This is a genomic window from Marichromatium sp. PS1, from assembly GCF_041155115.1.
GTDB lineage: Bacteria > Pseudomonadota > Gammaproteobacteria > Chromatiales > Chromatiaceae > Marichromatium > Marichromatium gracile.
In genome coordinates, this window is sequence record NZ_BAAFHB010000002.1 from 685,733 (window position 1) to 704,018 (window position 18,286).

At 66.5% G+C, this 18,286-nt stretch carries 20 protein-coding genes; 2 read left to right on the top strand and 18 right to left on the bottom strand.

The genetic code is table 11. From position 1 onward, the window contains the following. Positions 1-286 precede the first annotated feature (286 nt). Positions 287-1,210, top strand: a complete 924-nt coding sequence (locus tag ACAM26_RS04295; RefSeq protein WP_369613180.1) for a branched-chain amino acid transaminase — start codon at positions 287-289, stop codon at positions 1,208-1,210. A gap of 59 nt (positions 1,211-1,269) precedes the next feature. Then, complete coding sequence (locus tag ACAM26_RS04300) at positions 1,270-1,467, top strand: zinc-finger domain-containing protein (RefSeq protein ID WP_062277069.1); 198 nt, start codon at positions 1,270-1,272, stop codon at positions 1,465-1,467. Positions 1,468-1,509: 42 nt separating this feature from the next. Here ACAM26_RS04300 and ACAM26_RS04305 read toward each other — a convergent pair whose 3' ends face one another. The 18 genes from ACAM26_RS04305 to ACAM26_RS04390 form a co-directional block, all read right to left on the bottom strand. After that, positions 1,510-2,478 carry an MBL fold metallo-hydrolase gene (locus ACAM26_RS04305; RefSeq protein WP_369613181.1) on the bottom strand — a complete coding sequence of 323 codons (969 nt, stop codon included), beginning with the start codon at positions 2,476-2,478 and terminating at the stop codon, positions 1,510-1,512. Between the two features lie 575 nt (positions 2,479-3,053). Continuing rightward, the gene (locus tag ACAM26_RS04310; protein ID WP_062275779.1) at positions 3,054-3,422 is read right to left on the bottom strand and encodes a response regulator; all 369 of its coding nucleotides are present in this window, start codon (positions 3,420-3,422) and stop codon (positions 3,054-3,056) included. Next, the gene (locus ACAM26_RS04315; RefSeq protein ID WP_123139288.1) at positions 3,419-4,495 is read right to left on the bottom strand and encodes a sensor histidine kinase; all 1,077 of its coding nucleotides are present in this window, start codon (positions 4,493-4,495) and stop codon (positions 3,419-3,421) included. Before ACAM26_RS04315 ends, ACAM26_RS04310 begins: the two co-directional genes overlap by 4 nt. Further along, entirely contained in the window at positions 4,488-5,087 is a 600-nt protein-coding gene (locus ACAM26_RS04320) for a SpoIIE family protein phosphatase (RefSeq protein ID WP_369613182.1), read from the bottom strand. Before ACAM26_RS04320 ends, ACAM26_RS04315 begins: the two co-directional genes overlap by 8 nt. Then, positions 5,078-5,521, bottom strand: a complete 444-nt coding sequence (locus tag ACAM26_RS04325) for an anti-sigma regulatory factor (protein WP_200189437.1) — start codon at positions 5,519-5,521, stop codon at positions 5,078-5,080. Before ACAM26_RS04325 ends, ACAM26_RS04320 begins: the two co-directional genes overlap by 10 nt. A 28-nt stretch (positions 5,522-5,549) precedes the next feature. Further along, positions 5,550-5,960, bottom strand: a complete 411-nt coding sequence (locus ACAM26_RS04330; protein WP_062275772.1) for an anti-sigma regulatory factor — start codon at positions 5,958-5,960, stop codon at positions 5,550-5,552. Continuing rightward, entirely contained in the window at positions 5,953-6,345 is a 393-nt protein-coding gene (locus tag ACAM26_RS04335) for an STAS domain-containing protein (RefSeq protein WP_062275770.1), read from the bottom strand. The genes ACAM26_RS04330 and ACAM26_RS04335 overlap by 8 nt, the downstream gene beginning before the upstream one ends. Then, entirely contained in the window at positions 6,342-7,199 is an 858-nt protein-coding gene (locus ACAM26_RS04340; protein ID WP_123139292.1) for an STAS domain-containing protein, read from the bottom strand. The genes ACAM26_RS04335 and ACAM26_RS04340 overlap by 4 nt, the downstream gene beginning before the upstream one ends. Positions 7,200-7,283: 84 nt before the next feature. Beyond that, positions 7,284-8,543, bottom strand: a complete 1,260-nt coding sequence (locus ACAM26_RS04345) for a methyl-accepting chemotaxis protein (protein ID WP_369613183.1) — start codon at positions 8,541-8,543, stop codon at positions 7,284-7,286. Between the two features lie 12 nt (positions 8,544-8,555). Next, on the bottom strand, positions 8,556-8,930 hold the full coding sequence (locus ACAM26_RS04350; protein WP_062275764.1) for a response regulator: 375 nt from the start codon (positions 8,928-8,930) through the stop codon (positions 8,556-8,558). A gap of 13 nt (positions 8,931-8,943) precedes the next feature. Then, positions 8,944-9,180, bottom strand: a complete 237-nt coding sequence (locus ACAM26_RS04355; protein ID WP_062275762.1) for a hypothetical protein — start codon at positions 9,178-9,180, stop codon at positions 8,944-8,946. Further along, positions 9,180-11,555 (bottom strand): chemotaxis protein CheA, encoded by a 2,376-nt coding sequence (locus ACAM26_RS04360; RefSeq protein WP_369613184.1) that lies wholly within the window; start codon positions 11,553-11,555, stop codon positions 9,180-9,182. Before ACAM26_RS04360 ends, ACAM26_RS04355 begins: the two co-directional genes overlap by 1 nt. Further along, complete coding sequence (locus tag ACAM26_RS04365) at positions 11,552-11,941, bottom strand: response regulator (RefSeq protein WP_369613185.1); 390 nt, start codon at positions 11,939-11,941, stop codon at positions 11,552-11,554. The genes ACAM26_RS04360 and ACAM26_RS04365 overlap by 4 nt, the downstream gene beginning before the upstream one ends. Next, positions 11,938-12,768, bottom strand: a complete 831-nt coding sequence (locus tag ACAM26_RS04370; RefSeq protein ID WP_369613186.1) for a protein-glutamate O-methyltransferase CheR — start codon at positions 12,766-12,768, stop codon at positions 11,938-11,940. The genes ACAM26_RS04365 and ACAM26_RS04370 overlap by 4 nt, the downstream gene beginning before the upstream one ends. A 21-nt stretch (positions 12,769-12,789) precedes the next feature. Next, complete coding sequence (locus ACAM26_RS04375; RefSeq protein WP_369613187.1) at positions 12,790-13,413, bottom strand: HEAT repeat domain-containing protein; 624 nt, start codon at positions 13,411-13,413, stop codon at positions 12,790-12,792. A 126-nt stretch (positions 13,414-13,539) separates the two neighbouring features. Then, positions 13,540-14,619: a chemotaxis-specific protein-glutamate methyltransferase CheB gene (cheB, locus tag ACAM26_RS04380; RefSeq protein WP_123139298.1), complete on the bottom strand. Its 1,080-nt coding sequence runs from the start codon at positions 14,617-14,619 to the stop codon at positions 13,540-13,542. Positions 14,620-14,655: 36 nt separating this feature from the next. Continuing rightward, entirely contained in the window at positions 14,656-16,230 is a 1,575-nt protein-coding gene (locus tag ACAM26_RS04385) for a chemotaxis protein CheW (RefSeq protein ID WP_123139299.1), read from the bottom strand. A gap of 29 nt (positions 16,231-16,259) precedes the next feature. Then, positions 16,260-18,176 carry a methyl-accepting chemotaxis protein gene (locus ACAM26_RS04390; protein ID WP_123139300.1) on the bottom strand — a complete coding sequence of 639 codons (1,917 nt, stop codon included), beginning with the start codon at positions 18,174-18,176 and terminating at the stop codon, positions 16,260-16,262. Positions 18,177-18,286 lie beyond the last annotated feature (110 nt).

Here is an 18,286-nt window from a genome sequence, read left to right on the forward strand (position 1 = left end):
GATGTGGGCCGGGGATCGGTCGGCGTCTCCGGCGCCGGCCTGTCGAGCGGTCCGTCGCGCCCCGAGCGGGCGGCGGAACCGATCGTTTCGGGCGCGCCTCGGTTCCGTCGCCGGGCGCAGGACCGACAGACGCGCCAGTCAATGGGGTGTCGAGACGACCCGGCCTGGCCGGGTATCGCCGCGCACATGTTATCTGGGGTCCGCCTTGCGCGGACCGATCGGGGCCCCCGGGCCCTCATTATGGTGACCGGACCCGAGCCTGGGCCCGGGAGATACGGAGCAGAATATGACGACGATGGCGGACCGCGACGGTCTGATCTGGCTGGATGGTGAGATGGTGCCCTGGCGCGAGGCCCAGACCCACGTACTGACCCATACCCTGCACTACGGCATGGGGGTCTTCGAGGGCGTTCGCGCCTATCAGACCGATCGGGGCGCGGCCATCTTCCGGCTCCAGGAACATACCGACCGGCTGTTCAACTCGGCGCACATCCTCGGCATGGACATGCCCTGGGATCGTGACACCCTCAACGCGGCGCAGTGCGCGGTGGTGCGCGAGAACGGTCTCGACTCGGCCTATCTGCGCCCGATGTGCTTCTACGGCCCGGAGGGCATGGGCCTGCGCGCCGACAACCTCAAGCTGCATTGCGTGGTCGCCGCCTGGTCCTGGGGTTCCTACCTGGGCGAGGAGAACATGCGCAACGGCATCCGCGTGAAGTTCTCCTCCTTCACCCGCCATCACGTCAACATCACCATGTGCCGCGCCAAGGCCAACGGCAACTACATGAACTCGATGCTGGCGCTGCAGGAGGCGCAGCGCGACGGCTATGACGAGGCGCTGCTGCTCGACGCCTCGGGCTATGTGATGGAAGGCAGCGGCGAGAACGTCTTCATCGTCCGCGACGGCGTGCTCTACACCCCGGACCTGACCTCGGCGCTCGACGGCATCACCCGTCGCACCGTGATCGCCCTGGCCAAGGAATTCGGCATCGAGGTGGTGGAGAAGCGCATCACCCGCGATGAGGTCTATATTGCCGACGAGGCCTTCTTCACCGGCACCGCCGCCGAGGTCACCCCGATCCGCGAGGTCGACGGCCGGGCGATCGGTGCCGGCACCCGCGGACCGATCACCGAGCGGCTGCAGTCGGCCTATTTCGACCTGGTCCACGGTCGCGACGCGGCCCGCGCCGAGTGGCTGACCCTGGTCTGAGTGCGACTCGCGCCGTGTCCGTCGAGGGCACGGCGCCCACGATCACGGAGGTTCGATCCATGGCCAATCCCGCTACCCGTCAACCCCAGCAAGAGGCGCCGATCGCGGTCACGCGCGCGGAACTGCCGCTCGCCTGTCCGCGACCGGAGACCCCGGTATGGGACCTCCATCCGCGGGTCTATCTGCCGATTGCCGATGCCCCGGACGGTCGCGTCACCTGCCCCTACTGCGGCGCCAGCTATCAGCTCGTCGATTGATCCCGCGCCCCGCCCGCAATCTGCGGGCGGGGTGTTTTGGGGTCAGCGCGCGGCCCGCTTCTCGCGCCGCTTCAGCCACACCTCCAGTCCCTGGGCATTGAGCCCGATATCGACCGCGAGCAGCTCGCGCAGCCGGGGCTCGTCGAGGGCGACGCCGTGCGCGCGCGCGCCGGCGATGAGCCAATCGGCGACCGCCCGGTTCAGGCGCTCGCCGCGCTGCGGGTCGTCGCGTCCCTCCTCGGCCAGCGCCAGATCGGCCAGCGCGCGGATGCTCTCGCGCAGCATCCCGACCAGCTCGGCGGGGCGATCGACACGACCATAGTGGGTCAGGTACATCGCCTTGGGTTCGAGCGCCATCAGCTGGTCGAGGGTCTCGAACCAGGACTCGGGGTCGAAGGCGACCGGGGTGGTCGGCGCAAACAGCCAGGGGCCGGCCTCGGTGTCGAGTTCGCGGTAGGAGATGCCGAAGGTATCGCCGGTGAAGATCCCCTGGGTGAGCGAGTCGAGGATGCAGCCGTGGTGGTTGGCGTGTCCCGGGGTGTCGAGGAAGGTCAGGGTGCGCGTGCCGAGCTGGAAGGTCTGGCCGTGCTCGGCGGCGATCACGCGTGACTCGGGCACCGGGCGCAGGGTGCCGTAGTCGCTGGCGAAGCCCTCCTCGCCGTAGACTGCGGTGGCGCCGGCGATCAGCCGCTCGGGGTCGATCAGGTGAGGGGCGCCGCGTGGGTGCACCACCAGCCGCGCCTCGGGACAGGCGGCCATCAGCGAGCCGCTGCCGCCGGCATGATCGAGATGGACGTGGGTGGGGATGACATAGTCGACGTCTGCCGGGGTCTGCCCCAGCTCGGCGATGACCTCGAGCAGCGCCGGCACGGTGTGATCGGTGCCGGTGTCGATGAAGGCGAGACGATCGTTCGAGCGGACCAGATAGCAGGCGGCCAGTCCGTGGCGATAGAGGCCGGTCTCGATGCAGTAGACATCCTCGGCGACCTGTTGGAAGGGGGCGTGCGACATGGGCTCTCCGTTCCTTATCCTGACAAGGGTTCAGCGGCCCGAGTCTAACGGCTTCGTCGGTTGGCAGCCACCAGCGACCAGCCGCCAGCCGCCAGCCACCAGTCGTCAGTCGTTTGAACCGCAAAGCCGCAAAGAACGCGATGGTGAGTTGTGCTGTGGTGTCCTCTTGCCGTTTGACCTCACGACCTGTGCGTGTCCGTTATCGATTGAGCACTGACGACAGGCCGCTTTCGAGATCCTTGGCGCGCTTTGTGACTTTGCGGTTCAACGTCCTGGCCGCCAGCCGCCAGCCGCCAGCCGCCAGCCGCCAGCGAATTGAACCGCAAAGCCGCGAAGAGCGCGAAGATTCAAGTTTCGGGCGATCGGCCTTCAGTCGCCAGCGGGTGTGCGCTTTCGACCACGGCACCGCCCGCTGTCAGCCGTGGCGCACGATCCAGGCATCGATCGTTGAGTGCAGCGCCGCTGGCGGCTGAAGGCTGGTCGCTGGAGGCTTTTCTCCCTTCGCGCCCTTTGCGTCTTGGCTGTTCAATCTTTTGGCCGCTGGCCGCTGGCCGCTGGCCGCCTTGCGCCGGGGCTCATTGCAGGGCCTCGGTGATGGCGCTCCTGAGTTGTTCGCGGGTGAAGGGCTTGGGTAGCGTCGCCCGCACGCCCATGAGTTCGGCCGACTCCAGGTTGAACTCCAGGCTGATGGCGCGCCGTCCCCCGGAGATGGCGATGACCGGTATGGTGTTGCCTCGCCTGTTCTGCTCCATGATGAGTTCGATGCCATCCATTTCCGGCATCAGGATGTCGGTGATGATGAGCTGCGGACGATCGTGCTCGATGTGCTCGAGTGCCTCTTTGCCGTTGCTGACGGCGCTGACCTCGTAGCCCTCGCGACGCACCATCTCCACGAGCATGGTGCGAAAGAGGTCGTCGTCGTCGACGATCAGGATCTTGGTCATGGCGCTTCTCCTGTGGCGGTGGGCGGCGCGGTGGTATCGGGGTGGGAAAGGCGAGGTAGATCGATGAGAAAGCGGGTGCCGCTGCCGAGGGTGCTTTCGACCTCGATCGTTCCCTGTAGCTTGGTGACCAGTCCGTGCACGACCGATAGCCCCAGTCCGCTGCCCTTGCCGGGTGCCTTGGTGGTGAAGAAGGGGTCGAAGACCCGCTCCAGGGTCTCGCCGTTCATGCCCTCACCATCGTCCTCGACCCTGAGTCTGATCATTGCGCCGGCCGCGGTGGCGATGGGCTGGATGGTGACCTGGATATTGCCCGGTCGGTCGCCGATGGCGTCGGCGGCATTGATGCAAAGATTCATCACGATCTGCTGCAGCTGGCTCGGCTCGGCCAGGACCCAGGCGTCCCGGTCGGGCGGCGCGAATGCGAGCTGGATGGTCGCCGGTAGCGAGACACGCAGTAGCTTGAGCGTTTCCTCGGTCAGTGAGACCAGTTCGACGGCGCTCGGGGTGTCGGCCATCGCCCGTGCGAAGGTGAGCATGCGGGCGATCAGGTCGCGCGCGCGGAAACTTGCCTGCTGGATGTGTGCAAGGTGATGGCGGCCTGCCGAGTCGGCGGGGAGTTCGTCACCGAGCAACTCGCTGAAGCCGAGGATGGCCCCGAGGATGTTGTTGAAATCGTGGGCGATACCGGCGGCCAGGGTGCCGATCGCCTCCAGACGACGCGATTGCTCGAGACGGGCGTTCACGATGGCCTCGGCGCGGCGTTCGAGCTGCTCGCGCAAAGCGAGGCTGTAGGCCATGTAGGCCTCCATCAGCGGCGCCGTGATCTGCCCGGCGACCTGGCTCAATGGCAGGTCGGGATGGTGGCGGGCGAGGTGGATGAGTGCCTCGTGATGGAGTTCTCCGACCTCCTCGAGTGGTACGGCGCGAGCGATCAGGGTGCGCCCGAGATCGGCCGCCTCGGCCAGCGCCGCCTCCGAGACCAGTGGGTCCTCGGCGAAGACGGCACGGCGTAACAACTCGGTGTAGCGCTGACCGAGTTCCCCGGTGTGTTGTGGTGCTCTGGGTTCAGGCATGGCGATAGATGAGGATGCCGGCATCGTCGTGCCCGTCGGCCCAGCGCTCGATGAGCTGCTCGGCGAGACGGTCCGAGACCGTGGCATCGTCGAGGCCGCTGAGGACCTCGGCGCTCTCCTGGATCCCGTCGGTGAACAGGGTCAGCCAGTCGCCGGCGGTGATGGTGAACGACTCGGCGCGCAGATCCCTGTAGCCCGCGCCGACGATGCCTCGGGAGCTGCTCAGGCGTCTGATGAGGCCGCTGCGGGCGATGACGCTGCGGATGTTGCCGACGGCGGCATGGCGGAGTCGGTCGAGCTGGGGGTGGATGTCGACGATGGCGAGCGCGGCGCCGCGCGTGTCCCGCAGGGCCTGATCGCAGGCGAGGAAGATCTCCTCGAGGTGATGCTCGGGCATGGCCGCGACCTGGGCGATGGCCGCGCTGGCCGCGATCTCGGCCTCGTGTCCGTGGCCCAGACCGTCGGCAAGCGCCAGGCGCAGCCGATCGGGTCGTGTCCACCAGCCGAGTTGATCGCCACAGTGCAGCTCGTCCGGGTGTGAACGCAGCGCCTGACCGACGGACGGCTGGGGGGGCGGAGGGTTCAGCGCCATTTGACCGCTCTGACCCGGGTACCGTGGCCCGGCACGGAGTCGATGTCGCAAAGATCCATCAGCCGCTCGACACCCGGCAGGCCGCAGCCGAGACCGCCGGCGGTGCTGTAGCCATCGGTCAGCGCAAGCCTGAGGTCGTCGATGCCCGGTCCGTGGTCCTCGGCCAGCAGCTCGATCCCGGCGCGCATGCCGGGGAGCGGGGCGACCTGTAGTTGGCCGCCGCCGGCATGGATCAGGAGGTTGGTCGCCAGCTCGGACGCGGCGGTGGCGAGCGAGTAGGCCGCGCTGCGGCTGAATGCCATGTGCTCGGCCAGGGCACGGACCACGCGGCAGACGGCCGCGACATCGGATTCGGTATCGATGCGCATGCTGGTGGCGACGATGCCGGGGCCGGGGTGCGCGGGCGCTGGAGGAGTGGGTCGGTCTTGATGCATGTCACCGCCTGGAGTCATGGTGAGGTGATCACAACGGCTTCTGCAGGGCGATGGTGATCCGGGTGAGCCCCGGTGCCGATTCGATGCCGAAGTCGTCGACCAGACGTCGTGTGCCGGGCAGGCCGGCACCGAGTCCGCCACTGGTGCTATAGCCGTCGGTGAGCGCCAGGGTGATGTCGGGGATCCCCGGGCCGTGGTCCTCGACCAGGACGCGGATGCGCCGGTATCCGGCGTCCGAGGTGTCGCTGATCTGGCAACTGCCCTCGCGGGCGTACTGGATGACGTTGCGGGTCAGCTCGGAGACGGCGGTGGCGAGCCGTGTCTGATCGGCCTTGCCGAAGCCGAGACGCTCGCACAGGGTCCGGGCGGCACGCCGTGCGGTGACGATATCCGTCGGCGTGCGGATCGGGATGAATTCGCTGGCAAAGGCCTCAGTCATCCTCGTCCTCGTCGATGTGAATGTCGCCACGTGTAGCGATACGACGGTTGAGGATCTCCAGACCCTGTTCGAGGTTGAACGCGCAGTTGGCGCCGAGCAGGTCGCGTCCCATCTCGATCAGCGTCATCGCCACGAACGGCTGAACGCCGCAGATCACCACCTCGGCGCCGAGGAGTCCGACCATGCAGGCGGTGTCGTTGATGACGCGCGCCATGTAGGAATCGACCACGTCCAGTGCGGTGATGTCGATCGCCACGCCGAGCGCCTCGATCTCGGCCACGCGTTCGACCAGGTCCGACTGGAATTGCATGGCGTCGTTGTCGGTCAGGTCGTCCTGGATGGAGACCAGCAGGATGCGTCCCAGTCGCAGGATCGGGATCTTCATGGGTGTCGATCCTCGATCGGGCCGATGCGCAGTCCGATCAGCTGCAGCGCCTCGGCGATGCCCGCGCGCAGCGTGGCGCGGCTGAGCACGTCGTCGAAGCGGATGCCGAGCTTGGTGAGGGTCTGCGCACCCTCCGGGCTGATGCCGGTCATGACGATGCGGGTGCCGAGCAGGCGCGCGGCGTCGATCGTCTTCATCAGGTGCTGGGCGACGCTGGTGTCGAGGATCGGCACGCCGGTGAGGTCGATGATGGTGACCCGTGCCTCGTGATGGGCGATCGCCTCCAGCAGTCGCTCGGTGACCTGGCGGGCGCGGATGGTGTCGATGACCCCGACCAGCGGCAGCAGCAGGATGCGGTTCCACAGTCGCAGCACCGGGGTCGAGAGCTCCAGTAGCGACAGGCTCTGTTGGGTGATGATCTGTTCGCGGACCTCGACGAAGGCGTCGAAGGTGCTGAGCGTCAGTCCATCGAAGACGCGGTCGAGCCACAGCAAACCGTCGACCTCCGGGGGCGTGCCGGAGGTGATCGAGCGGGCCGTGATCAGCCGCTTGAGCGCGAGTAGCATCGCGATCGTCTCGTTGGCGCTGCCGCCGTGGCGTGCCTGGTCGCTGACGAGCTGACGTAGATGATCCGTCAGTGGGTCCGTGGCGCCGAGGGTGAAGTCCTCGGAGGGTGATTGCTCAAGGGTATCGAGGATGCCGTCGAAGATGGTGCGCAGGTGATGTCCTGGGGGCGTTGGCGCTGTGCTGGTGAGCGAGGATGACGAGGGCAGCATTGCCCTGATTTGTTCCAACCAGGCCGTGAATAGCGTGTTGCGTTGGTCTTGTAAGAGGTGTCCGAGTGCGTTCGTCATGGTATCCGGGGCGTTTTGTCGGCGGCGCTATCTCGGCCTGGCAGTGTCGCGCGCGGGTTGGTTCTCTGGCGCCAGGGCCGGTTGCTAGAAGAGTTCTATCCGTGGCTCGCTCGGGTCCTCTGTCACGTGACTGGTCTGCGAGCGTGCATGGCTCGACTCGTTGCGCAGATACTCGTCGAACACCGCCCTGAGCTGGCTCGGCAGTTGTCTGGGATCGTCATCGGCGCCCACCAGGACACTGGCGCGGTGGTTGAGGGTGGTGCGGATGCGCTCCAGTCGTTGACCGGTGACGTCCTGGTATTGCAACAGCCCGAGGATGTCCGAGATCTGGTCGGCCAGGCTGGTGTTGTGATGGGTGATGACCGAGAACAGCACCTTGTAGAACTGGCGCATGTCCTCGTAGTTGTCGCGGAGACGATGGATCGATTCCACTGCCCGGCTCGCCTGCGCCAGCTGTTCCTCGGAGCCCTCGAGCAGGGTGAACTGGAGGTTTTTCTCGACGTTCTGGAGCGCGCGGTTGAGCCCGTCCTCGATGGTGTCGGCCGTTTCGGTGGCGTGGTCGGCCAGCGACTGTACCTCGCCGGCGACGACGGCGAAGCCGCGTCCGGCCTCGCCCGCCCGCGCCGCCTCGATGGCGGCGTTGAGCGCGAGGAGTCGCGTTTTCTTGCTGATCTGCTTGATCGAGCTGGTCAGTCCGCCGAGCTGGCGGATGTCGTTGAGGACCTTCTCGATGGCCTCCATGTCCGCCTGGATGCGCGTGGGTAGTTGTTGTACCAGGAGGGCGATCTCGGTGATGTCCTCGAGCCTGCCGGAGATGTCCTCTTCCATCGACTTGGCATTGCCCGTGGACTTCTTCAGATAGTCCAGCAGATGGGCCGCGTCGGCATTGAGCTTGGTGGTGCGCTCGATGACGTCGAGCGTGGAGGCCTCGGTCTCGGCGACCGTCTCGCCGAGCTGCTGCTCGATGGCCTGGTCCTGCTCGACCGTGAGCGCGCGCGCCTCCTTGTCCCCCTGTATCCGTTGCTGGCCCTGGCGAAACTCCTCGATCACCCGGTCCCAGGTCTGGCACAGGGCGCTGTTGACGCGGAAGCTGAAGCGAAAGAACACCAGTCCGGCGATGAAGTTGGTGCCGAGCACGGCGCCACCGAAGATCAGGGCATGGATGAGCGCGGCGTTGGAGCCGGCCGTTTGCAGCCCGAGGTTCAACCAGTCGTGCGTCAGGTACACCAGGATGGTGATGGCGAGGCTGCCGAGCAGGTTGATCCAGCCCATGGTGCGCCGCAACATGCGGGCCTGCGCCAGATTCGCATCGATCACCACTTGGTGTTGGTTGGTGATGGGCATCGTCTGAGGTCCTCAGGCCCCCGGCAGTACCTGTTTGATGACCTTGATCAGATCGGCCCCACCCACGGGCTTGACCAGCCAGCCGGTCGCGCCGAGCTTCTTGGCCTCGTCGCGCTTGGCCTGTTGGCTCTCGGTGGTGAGCGCAAGGATGGGGGTGAAGCGCATGCCGGGCAGGGCTCGCGCGTTGCGGATGAAGTCGATGCCGCCCATGTTGGGCATGTTGATGTCGGTGAGGATGAGGTCCGGCTTGATCCCGGACTTGAGCTTGGAGATCGCCTGGACGCCGTCGCCCGCGGTCTCCACGGTGAAGCCGGCGATCTCCAGGCTGGCCTTGAGGCTCATCACCATGGTTGCCGAATCGTCTACAACCAGTATCGTCTTGGACATGCTCTTGAACTCCTCATGGGGTCAGGGCCGCCTTGATCCACGCGGCCAGCGGCGCATGGCGTGGCCAGGCCGAGATCCTCGGCCGCGCGGCCATCAGGACCTGGAGGTTGGCGGCGTGCAGATGGGTGCAGGCGGATAGGTTGATCCGGCCACGTGGGTGTTTGATCAGCCAGTCGAGCAGGATCTCGGCGTCCTCGACCGTCATCTGTTCACTGACGACCGCGGTCACCTTCTTGAATTCGAGCGCCATCAGAGCAACTCCCTCGGGTTGAGCACCAGCAGCACCGAGCCGTCACCGAGCAGCGCGGAGCCGGCGTAGCCGCCCAGCCCGGCCAGGACCCCGCCGAGTGGCTTGAGGATGATGTCGACCGTTTCCCGACAGTCGTCGACGATGATGCCGAGATGGTCCGCGCCGATGCGGACCACCAGCACGGCGAACTCGTCGTCGTCGTTGGGGACCTGCTCGATGGTGAGCGCCAGCAGGTCGTTGAGCGTGACCAGTGGTACCAGGCGTCCGCGCAGCACCGTGGTGAGACGGCGCTTGATGGTGCGGATGTCGTTGCGCGCGACCCTGACGGTCTCTGCGACCCTGTCCATCGGCACGCCGAAGCGCTGCCCGGCCGACTCGATGATCATGACGTTGGTCACCGCCATCGAGAGCGGCAGCGAGAGTCGCAGCCGGGTGCCCTGGCCGAGCTGGCTGTGGAGCTCGACGGCGCCGTTGACGCAGGCGATGGCGTTGCGCACGACGTCCATGCCGACGCCCCGCCCGGACAGGTCCGAGACCTGCTCGGCGGTGGAGAAGCCCGCCGCGAACACCAGATTGATCGCCTCCTGGTCGGTCAGTCGTTCCAGCTCGGGCTCGCCGATGAGACCGCGCTCGTATGCCTTGCGCCGAATCCGATCCGGGTCGATGCCGCGGCCGTCGTCGCTGATCTCGATCACCACCCGGTCGGATTCCTGGCGGGCGGAGATGGTCAGCCGTCCTTCAGTCGGCTTGCCGGCGGCGCTGCGCTCGGCGGGGGACTCGAGTCCGTGGTCGAGACTGTTGCGGACGATGTGCACCAGCGGGTCGGCCAGGGCCTCGATGATGTTCTTGTCGGCCTCGGTCGACTCGCCCTCCATCACCAGCCGAACCTCCTTGCCGAGCTTGCGGGCGGTGTCGCGGACCAGGCGGGGGAAGCGTTGCAGCACGAAGGAGACGGGCATCATGCGAATCTGCATGATGGCGTCCTGCATCTCCTCGGCGATGCGGTTGATGATCCCGTACTGTGCCTTGATCTCGCGGGCCAGCTCGCGTGTTCCGAACACCTCTTCGGCGCGGTTGGCGAGATAGGGCAGGGCGTTCTTGGTGACCACCATCTCGCCGATCAGGTTCATCAGTCGGTCGACCTTGGCCTGATCGACCTTGAGGGTGTGGCCGGCCAGCCGGTCCTCGGCACGTCGTCCGAACTTGATCGGCTCCTGCGGTTCTTGCGCCTCCGGGGGAGGGGCGATGTCTTCGGCGGGGGCACCGGGCGGGGAGGCCGCGGTCGGGAGCTGGGTGTCGCCGCGACGCTGCTGCTCGTCGAGCCAATTCAGCAGAGGCTGTGAGGAGTGTGAGGCGTCGGCCGAGTGCAGTGCCTGCTCCAGTGCGTCGCGCTCCACCACCTGGCCGATGCTGGCGAAGGCCGCCTCCAGGGTGGTGGCGACGGCACGCAGTCGACCGCTCAGCCACGGCGGGTTGTCGGTCAGTCCGAGGATCTCGCGCTGTGCCTCCAGCACGACGTTGAAGGACCAGGTGGTCTCGGCATCGGGCGGTGGCTCGGATGAGGACGCGGAGGTCGGCGCTGGCGGTTGCAGCGGGATGATCCGTACCTGTTCGGGGATGTAGCGGAAGTGTTCGTGCAGCGCCTCGGCCGGGGTGTTCAGGATCGCCTCGAAGCGCAGGATGCAGCGATAGGCGTCGAGCTCGGCCAGGGGCGGCCAGTCCTCGCGGCTGCTCACCCGGCGCCAGCAGGGTTCGCCGAGCTGCAGGATCTGGTGGAAGGGGTCCTCGCCCTTGAAGAAGCACTCCTCCTCGGGCTCGTAGGTCAGCCAGCACAGTGGTTCGCCGGCCTCGAGGCGCTGGGTCAGCTCCTGCTGGATCCTGCTCGGGAGCGCCTCGAGCGGCAGCGCCGCGGGCGCGGGGTCAGGCGCTGGCGTGGCCGCTGGCTCGGTCTCGGCGGCGGTTGGTGTCGTGGCCTGGGCCGCGGCGAGCAGGCCCCGCAGCGCGTTGGCGAGCTCGAGTGCGTCGTTGGCGTGTCGCGCGGTGTTCGGTGGCGCCGACTCGGCACTGTCGCCGATCTCGTCGATCAGGGCGAGCACGAAGTCCATCGCCTCCAGCAGTCTGTCGGCCACCGGACGGTCGAAGGGGCGCCTGCCATCGCGTACCGCGTCCATCAGGTCCTCGGCGGCATGCAGGACGCGGGTCATCTCCGGCAGGTCGAACAGTCCGCTGTTGCCCTTGAGGGTGTGCACCAGGCGGAAGAGTTCGCCCATCAGGGCGCTGTCGTCGGGGGTGTCCTCGAGCTGGAGCAGGCGTTCACCGATGGTCTGGAGGATGTCTCGCCCCTCGGTGATGAATTGATCGAGCAGTGGGTTCATGACGGCGCTCCCCGGCCGTTCGATGTCATGCCGAGCAGCGTCAGGACGTGCGAGGCGAGCCGTTCGGGTCTGACCGGCTTGACGATATAGAGGTTGGCGCCGGACAGGAAGGCGAGCTTCTGGTCGTTGGCGCCGGCCTCGGTCGAGACCATGATCGCCGGCGCCTGTGGCATGTCCTTGCCGCGCAGCTCGCGCAGGAAGCCATAGCCGTCGAGCTTGGGCATGTTGATATCGACCAGATAGAGGTCGAAGTCACCCTCGGCCACCCGTTCCAATGCCTCGAGGCCGTTGACTGCCTCGGTCACCTCGAAGCCCAGCTCTTCCAGGATGCTGCGGTGATAGAGCCGCACCGTCGCGGCGTCATCGATGACCAGGATCCGCTTCATCGGGCCTCCCAGGGTTTCTGATAGACGATGGCCTCGGGGAACTTGCGTACCCGGAACAGCGATGAGATCCGACTCATCGATTCGGAGTGACCGAGACAGACGAAGCCGCCCGGATTGAGTGCGTCGTAGAAGGATTCCGCGGTCTGCTTGCGCGACAGATCGTCGAAATAGATCAGCAGGTTGCGACAGAAGATGATGTCGAAGTGACGGTGTCTGCGCATGTCCGCGGCGTCGCTGACGTTCACCCGGGTGAAGTCGACCGCCTCGCGCAGCTCCTGGTCGATCAGGTAGTGATCCCTGTCGCGCCTGAAGTACTTGGCCAGCAGCGACGGTGGCAGGTTCTGTATCGAGCGGTGGGTATAACGACCGCGCCTGGCCTGCGCGAGGATCTCGGTGTCGATGTCGGAGGAGACGATCTCGATGTCCCAGTCGTCGAGCCGTGGCCAGTGTTCGAGCAGATAGATGGCGATGCCATAGGGCTCCTCGCCCGACGAGGAGGGCACCGACCAGATCCGCAGCGCACGTTGTTGCCTCGTGTGCGTGACGATCTCCTCCAGCATCGAGTCGACCAGACAGCGGAACTGGTACTCCTCGCGGAAGAAGTAGGTCTCGTTGACCGTCATCGCGTTGATCAGCGTCTGCAGTTCCTCGCCCGATGCCTGGAAGCGCACCATGGTGAAGTAGGCGCGAAAGCTCTCCGAGTCGGTGGCATCCATCCGTTCGAGCAGACGCTTGTCGACGAAGTAACGCTTGCTGTCCTCGAACAGCATGCCGGTCTTGCGGTAGAAGAACTCCCGGAACTTGCGGAAATCTTCGTCGCTGATCATGCGCGCCTGTGTCATCCGGGGTCAGCCTTGTGCAATGCGTTTCAGCGCCAGATCGGCGGCGAACTGGATATAGGGTTCGTCGACGAAACGGGCCTTGAGCGCGTGCAGGGTCGGCACCGCGCGCTCGGAGCCGACCTCGCCGAGCAGGTCGACCGCAGTGGCGCAGACGTTGACGTGCGGATCCTCGGCGATGACCCGGATGAGCCATTCCTCGACGCGGGGGTGGCGCAGCGATTCGAGCACGTCGACGGCAAAGATGCGCACGTCCGGGTCGTCATCCTTCAGTAGCTGTTCCATGACCGGCGCGACCTCGTCGGGGAGCTGCTTCATCGCTTCGATGGCGGCGTTGCGCAGCATGGCGTCCTCGCTGCGCAGACACTCGGTGAGGCCGGCGACCGCGATCTCGTCGCCGAGTCGGGTCAGTGTCGTCAGGATCACCTGGCTGACGCTCGGCTCGGTCTCGATTCCGAGCCGCTCGACCAGGGCGCGTGACGCGTCCGGGTGATCGGCCAGGTCGCGTGCCGCCCAGCGCCGTGCGAGCGGATCGGCCGCCTCGAGTGCGCTCAGCAGCCCTGGGAGATCGCGCGCCAGGCGGCGCTCGTCATCGCTGGATGGCGCTGCCGGAGCAGGTTTCTTGAGTGCCATGCCATCGTGCTCCTCGGTTGGTCTGGGGGGCGTGTCCGAGGTGGGTGCCGGGGCTCCGACCTCCCGTCGTCACGCGATGTCGCTCGCGGGGGTGGTGTCGTGACGGCGCCGATGATCGTCATCGGCTCAGCGCTCCACCCAGATCTGCAGCTGGTCGGCGATGCGCTCGACCGGCAACACCAGGCTCGCGCCACCGCGCGAGATGAGTTCGGCCGGCATGCCGAATACCACTGCGCTCTCTTCCGATTCGGCGATGGTGCGGGCGCCGCGCTGCTTGAGCTCGGTGAATGCCTGGGCGCCGTCGTGTCCCATGCCGGTCAGCATCACCGCGATGACCCGGGTCGGGTCGCAGTGCTCGAGCATCGAGCGCCCCAGCAGTTCGACCGACGGGTGCCAGAGCTTGGTCGGGTCCTCGGGGCGTGCCAGCGCCGTCAATCTGCCGCCGCGTCGTGCCAGGATCATGTCGGCGCCGCCCTTGCCGATATAGATGTTGCCGGCGGCGACCGCGGTGGGGCGATTGACCTCGGAGACGGCGAGCTGGCAGAGCAGGTTCATGCGTTCGGCGAAGGGGAGGGTGAAGCTTGGCGGCATGTGCTGCGCCACCAGGACCGGCCAGGGAAAGTCGGCGGGGAGTCGGGGGAGGATGTCCTCGAGGGTGCGTGGACCGCCGGTCGAGACCCCGATCACCACGACACCGCTGCCGCTGGCCGGTGTGTCGTCGGGCGCAGCCCTGGTCGGTTCGGTTCGGGGACGTTGCGGGCGTGACGGGGTGTCGCCACGGATACGTGCGGCCAGCCCGCGGGCGGTACGGATGCGTGCGCGTGCCGCCGCGCGCACCTTGGCGACGATCTCGGACTCGATCTCGACCATCGACAGCGAGATGGTGCCGCCGGGCTTGGGGATATAGTCCACGGCGCCGAGGTTGAGTGCCTCGAAGGTGGCGATGGCCCCCTTCTCGGTCAGCGAGGAGACCATCACCACCGGTACCGGTCGCTCGGCCATCAGCAGCGACAGTGCGGTCAGGCCGTCCATCTCCGGCATGTTGATGTCGAGTGTGACGACATCCGGGGCGAAGTCGATGTTCTCGGCGACCGCCTCTTGACCGTTGCGGGCGACGCGGATCTCGAAATCGCCCTCGGCCAGGAAGAGTGCCTTGAGTTGGCGGCGCATCAGCGCCGAGTCGTCGACAATCAACAGCTTGATCACGTGAGCTCCTGGTCGATGGGCCTGTGCCGCGACGTCCTAGGCGGACGTTTCGGCTAGCTCTTCCAGCTCGGCGCGTTGCTCCTTGGCGATCAGCTGGGAGGGTTCTATCAGTTGGATCATACGCTTCTGACCCTCCAGATTGGCCACCCGCGCGATCAATCTGGCCTGCTCGCTGGAGAGCTGTGGCGCTGGCTCGATCGCCGTCCTCGGGATCTTGAGCACCTCGGCCACGGAGTCGACGATGAAGCCGGTACGTACGCCATCGAGCAGGAACACCATGATACGCTGTCGGTCGTTACGTGCCACCGTCGCCAGACCGAAGCGGCGGCGCTGGTCAATCACCGGCAGTACCGAGCCGCGCAGGTTGATGACTCCTTCGACGAAGTCTGGCGCCTTGGGGACGTGGGTGAGTTCGTCGGGGAGACGGACGATCTCCTGTATGCTTTCGATGGGGACGCCGAACTCCTCCTTGTCGAGCCGGAACACCACCATCTGTTCCTCATCGTCGTCCTGCTCGTCGTCCTCGATGTCGTCACCGCTCCGGTTGTCGTAGTCGATGTCTTCCACGCTGCTCAAGGCCTCCCGGATCGATGAGTGACGAAAGAGTCTGTCTGTCGAGATGATGGAGACCAGACGCTGCCCTTCATCGAGCCGGCAGATCTGTTCGATGTCCGACAGGTCATCATGCTGCGCCAGCAGTTTGGGCATGGCGTCGACCGCCGACCAGGGGACGCGCAGCACCTCGTTGACGCTGTCCATCGCCAGGCCCACGGCGCACTCGCCGAGCTGCACCACCAGGATGCGGCTGTGTTCGTCGGCGGTGCGTGGCGGCAGACCGAACAGACAACGCAGAGAGACCAGGGGCAGCAAGCGGTTGCGCAGTGTCATCAGCCCGATCACGTGAGGCTCGGTGCGCGGGATCTGTACCGCCTGTTCGGGGAACTGGACGATCTCCTGCACGTTCTCGATCGGGATGGCGTATTCCTGTTCGGCGACCTCGAAGCTGACCAGCTGGAGTTCGTCTGCGTCCTCTTCCTCCTCCTCCTCGACATCCCTCGTCTCGGCCAGCGCCGCGGCGCCATGCCGCGCCAGGGTGGTGATCGCGCTGAACTCTTTTTCGATCAGGCGCTTGAAGTCAAGTTCCATCACCATGGGGAAGCCGCCGACATCCTTGATCAGTCCGCAGAGCAGGTCGGTCTTGACCGTTGCCGCCAGCGATCCAACCTCCTCGATACACGAGGGCTCGACCCCGACCACACTGCTGACGCGATCGACAACGAACCCCAGTGGCTGACCGAGATCGATCACCAGAGCGCGGGTGGCGTCGTCATCGTCGCGCTCCTCGAGGCCGAACAGACGGCGCAGGTTGATGATGGGCAAGACCTTGCCGCGCAGATTGGCCAGGCCCTCCAGGGTGGGGGGCGCGAGCGGTACCCGAACCACCTCGGGCACCCGGATGATCTCCTGCACCGGCGCCATGTCGACGGCGAAGACCTCGCTGCCACACACGAAGATGACGAACTGACGCAGGTCGTGCTCCTGCCCCTCTGTGGCCACATCCTCGCCGCTCGGCGCGGCGGGGGGTGACGATTTGACCAGGTCTTGGGTCATGACTGTCTCCCGCGTAACCGCGATGGGCCTCAAGCGCTCTGCAGCTCGTCGGCCAGCGAGGCGATCTCCTCGATGGCTGCCGCCAGCTCCTCCGCCCCCTGTGATTGCTGGCGTGCCGCGGCCGCAGCCTCGGTCGAGGCCTTCTCGGCCTCCTGGGCTGCCGATGCGATCTGATCGACTCCGACCTTGACCTGTGCGATGGCGGCGGAGATCTCGCTGGCCGCGGCCTCGATCTCCGTCGATGAGCGGCTGACCTCGGCGATATCGGTCTCGATGGTCTCCAGTCCCGTGGTGATCGACTTGGCCTTTTCCGCCTCGCTGATCGCCGCCGAGATGATCTCCTCCAGGTCGCGTCCGACGACACCGATCTGGTCCTGCACCGCCTTCACCAGGTCCTTGATGCGATCGGCGTTCTCCGCCGAGTCGTGAGCGAGGTTGCGGATGTCGGTGGCGACGACCACGAACCCCTTGCCGAACTCCCCGGCGCGTGCGGCCTCGATCGAGCCGTTGACCGCCAGCATGTTGGTCTGGATGGAGACGGTGGTGATGGCGTCGACGATCTTGTCGATGCGCCGCGAGACCAGTTCCAGGTCCTTGATCTGGCGCAGGCTCAGGCGCGATGACTCGACCGAGTCCGCGACGCCGGCGATGAGCGCGTCGATGCTGCTCTTGTTGTTGGTCAGCAACTCGCTGATGGCGCCGACCCTCTCGCCGGATGCGCGCGAGCGTTGCAGCGAGTCGTCGACGCCCTTCTCGATCTGAGTGATCGCCGTTGCCGATTCCTCGGTGGCCGAGGCCTGTACCTGGGTGCTCTTACGGATCTGCTCGACGGCGGCCATGATCTGGGTGCCGGAGCGGTTGATCTCCTGTACCGCCGACGAGAGCTGTTCGGCGGCCGAGGCCACCTCCTCGGCGCTCTTGGTGATGTCGGTGGAGTTCTTGAGGTCTTCGGCCAGCTCGGAGAGGTTCTGCGCGGCCTGCTCGCACTCGGCCAGCGCCTGGGTCTGTTCGGCGACGGTCTTGGCCGACTCCTCCGAGGCCGCCGACTGTTCCTCGGCCGCCGCTGCGATCTCCTCGGCGCCCTTCAGTGCCTGACCCGCAGCAGTGTTGGATTGTTGGGCGCTGGCGGCGATCTCCTGGACCGCGCGGGTGATCTCGACTGCGTCGGCGCGAATCTGCTCGAGCTGCGAGTTGACCGCCCGACCGTTCTCGACCTCGCCCTGTACCTTGGTGGCCGAGTCGTTGATGCCGTCGGAGATGACCTTGACCTCGGATTGGATCTGGCCGACCAGATCCTGGATCTGCTTGGCGCTCTTCTCCGATGTCTCGGCGAGCGTGCGGACCTCGTCGGCAACCACGGCGAACCCCTTGCCATGCTTGCCGGCGCGCGCCGCCTCGATGGCGGCGTTGAGTGCGAGCAGGTTGGTCTGGTCGGCGATGCGGGCGACGGCCTTGACGATGTCGCCGATGTTGGCCGCCTGCTGCTCCAGCTCGGCGACCATCCTGACCGACTCGCCCTGGCGTTGGGCGGCCACCCCGACGTTGGTGATCATGCCGGTGACGTCCGCGCTGACCTTGGTGATCAGCGTCTGCGAGGCCTCGACCTTGGTCTGCGACAGACTGGCGTTGTCGAGTTGGCGGTCGAGTGCCGCGCTGACCTGCTTGAAGGCCGCCAATGATTCCTGCGCCGCTCCGGACGCCTCCTCGGCACCGGTGGCGATCTGGTCGGAGGAGCGCTTGAGCTCTTCGGCCGCGGAGGCTGCCTCGTTGATCCCGGACGAGAGCTGGGCGGTCGCCGAGGCGACGCGTTCGGCGGCCTGCTGCTGCTTCGCCAGGGTGCGCGCGCGCCTGCGCTGTGCCTCTGCCTCGCGGGCGGTTGCCGCGTTGGTGCGTGTCTCGCCGGTCGATTGGGGGCGGGGTGTGCTAGGGGTCTTCACGAGTGCCATGACGGTTTCCTGCGCGATGTGACGAGTATGAACAGGTCAACCGGGATGCCGCCTCGTGGATGAGGTGCCGCGCAACGAGGCAATGCCGCCCTTTGGCCTAATGGATCGGG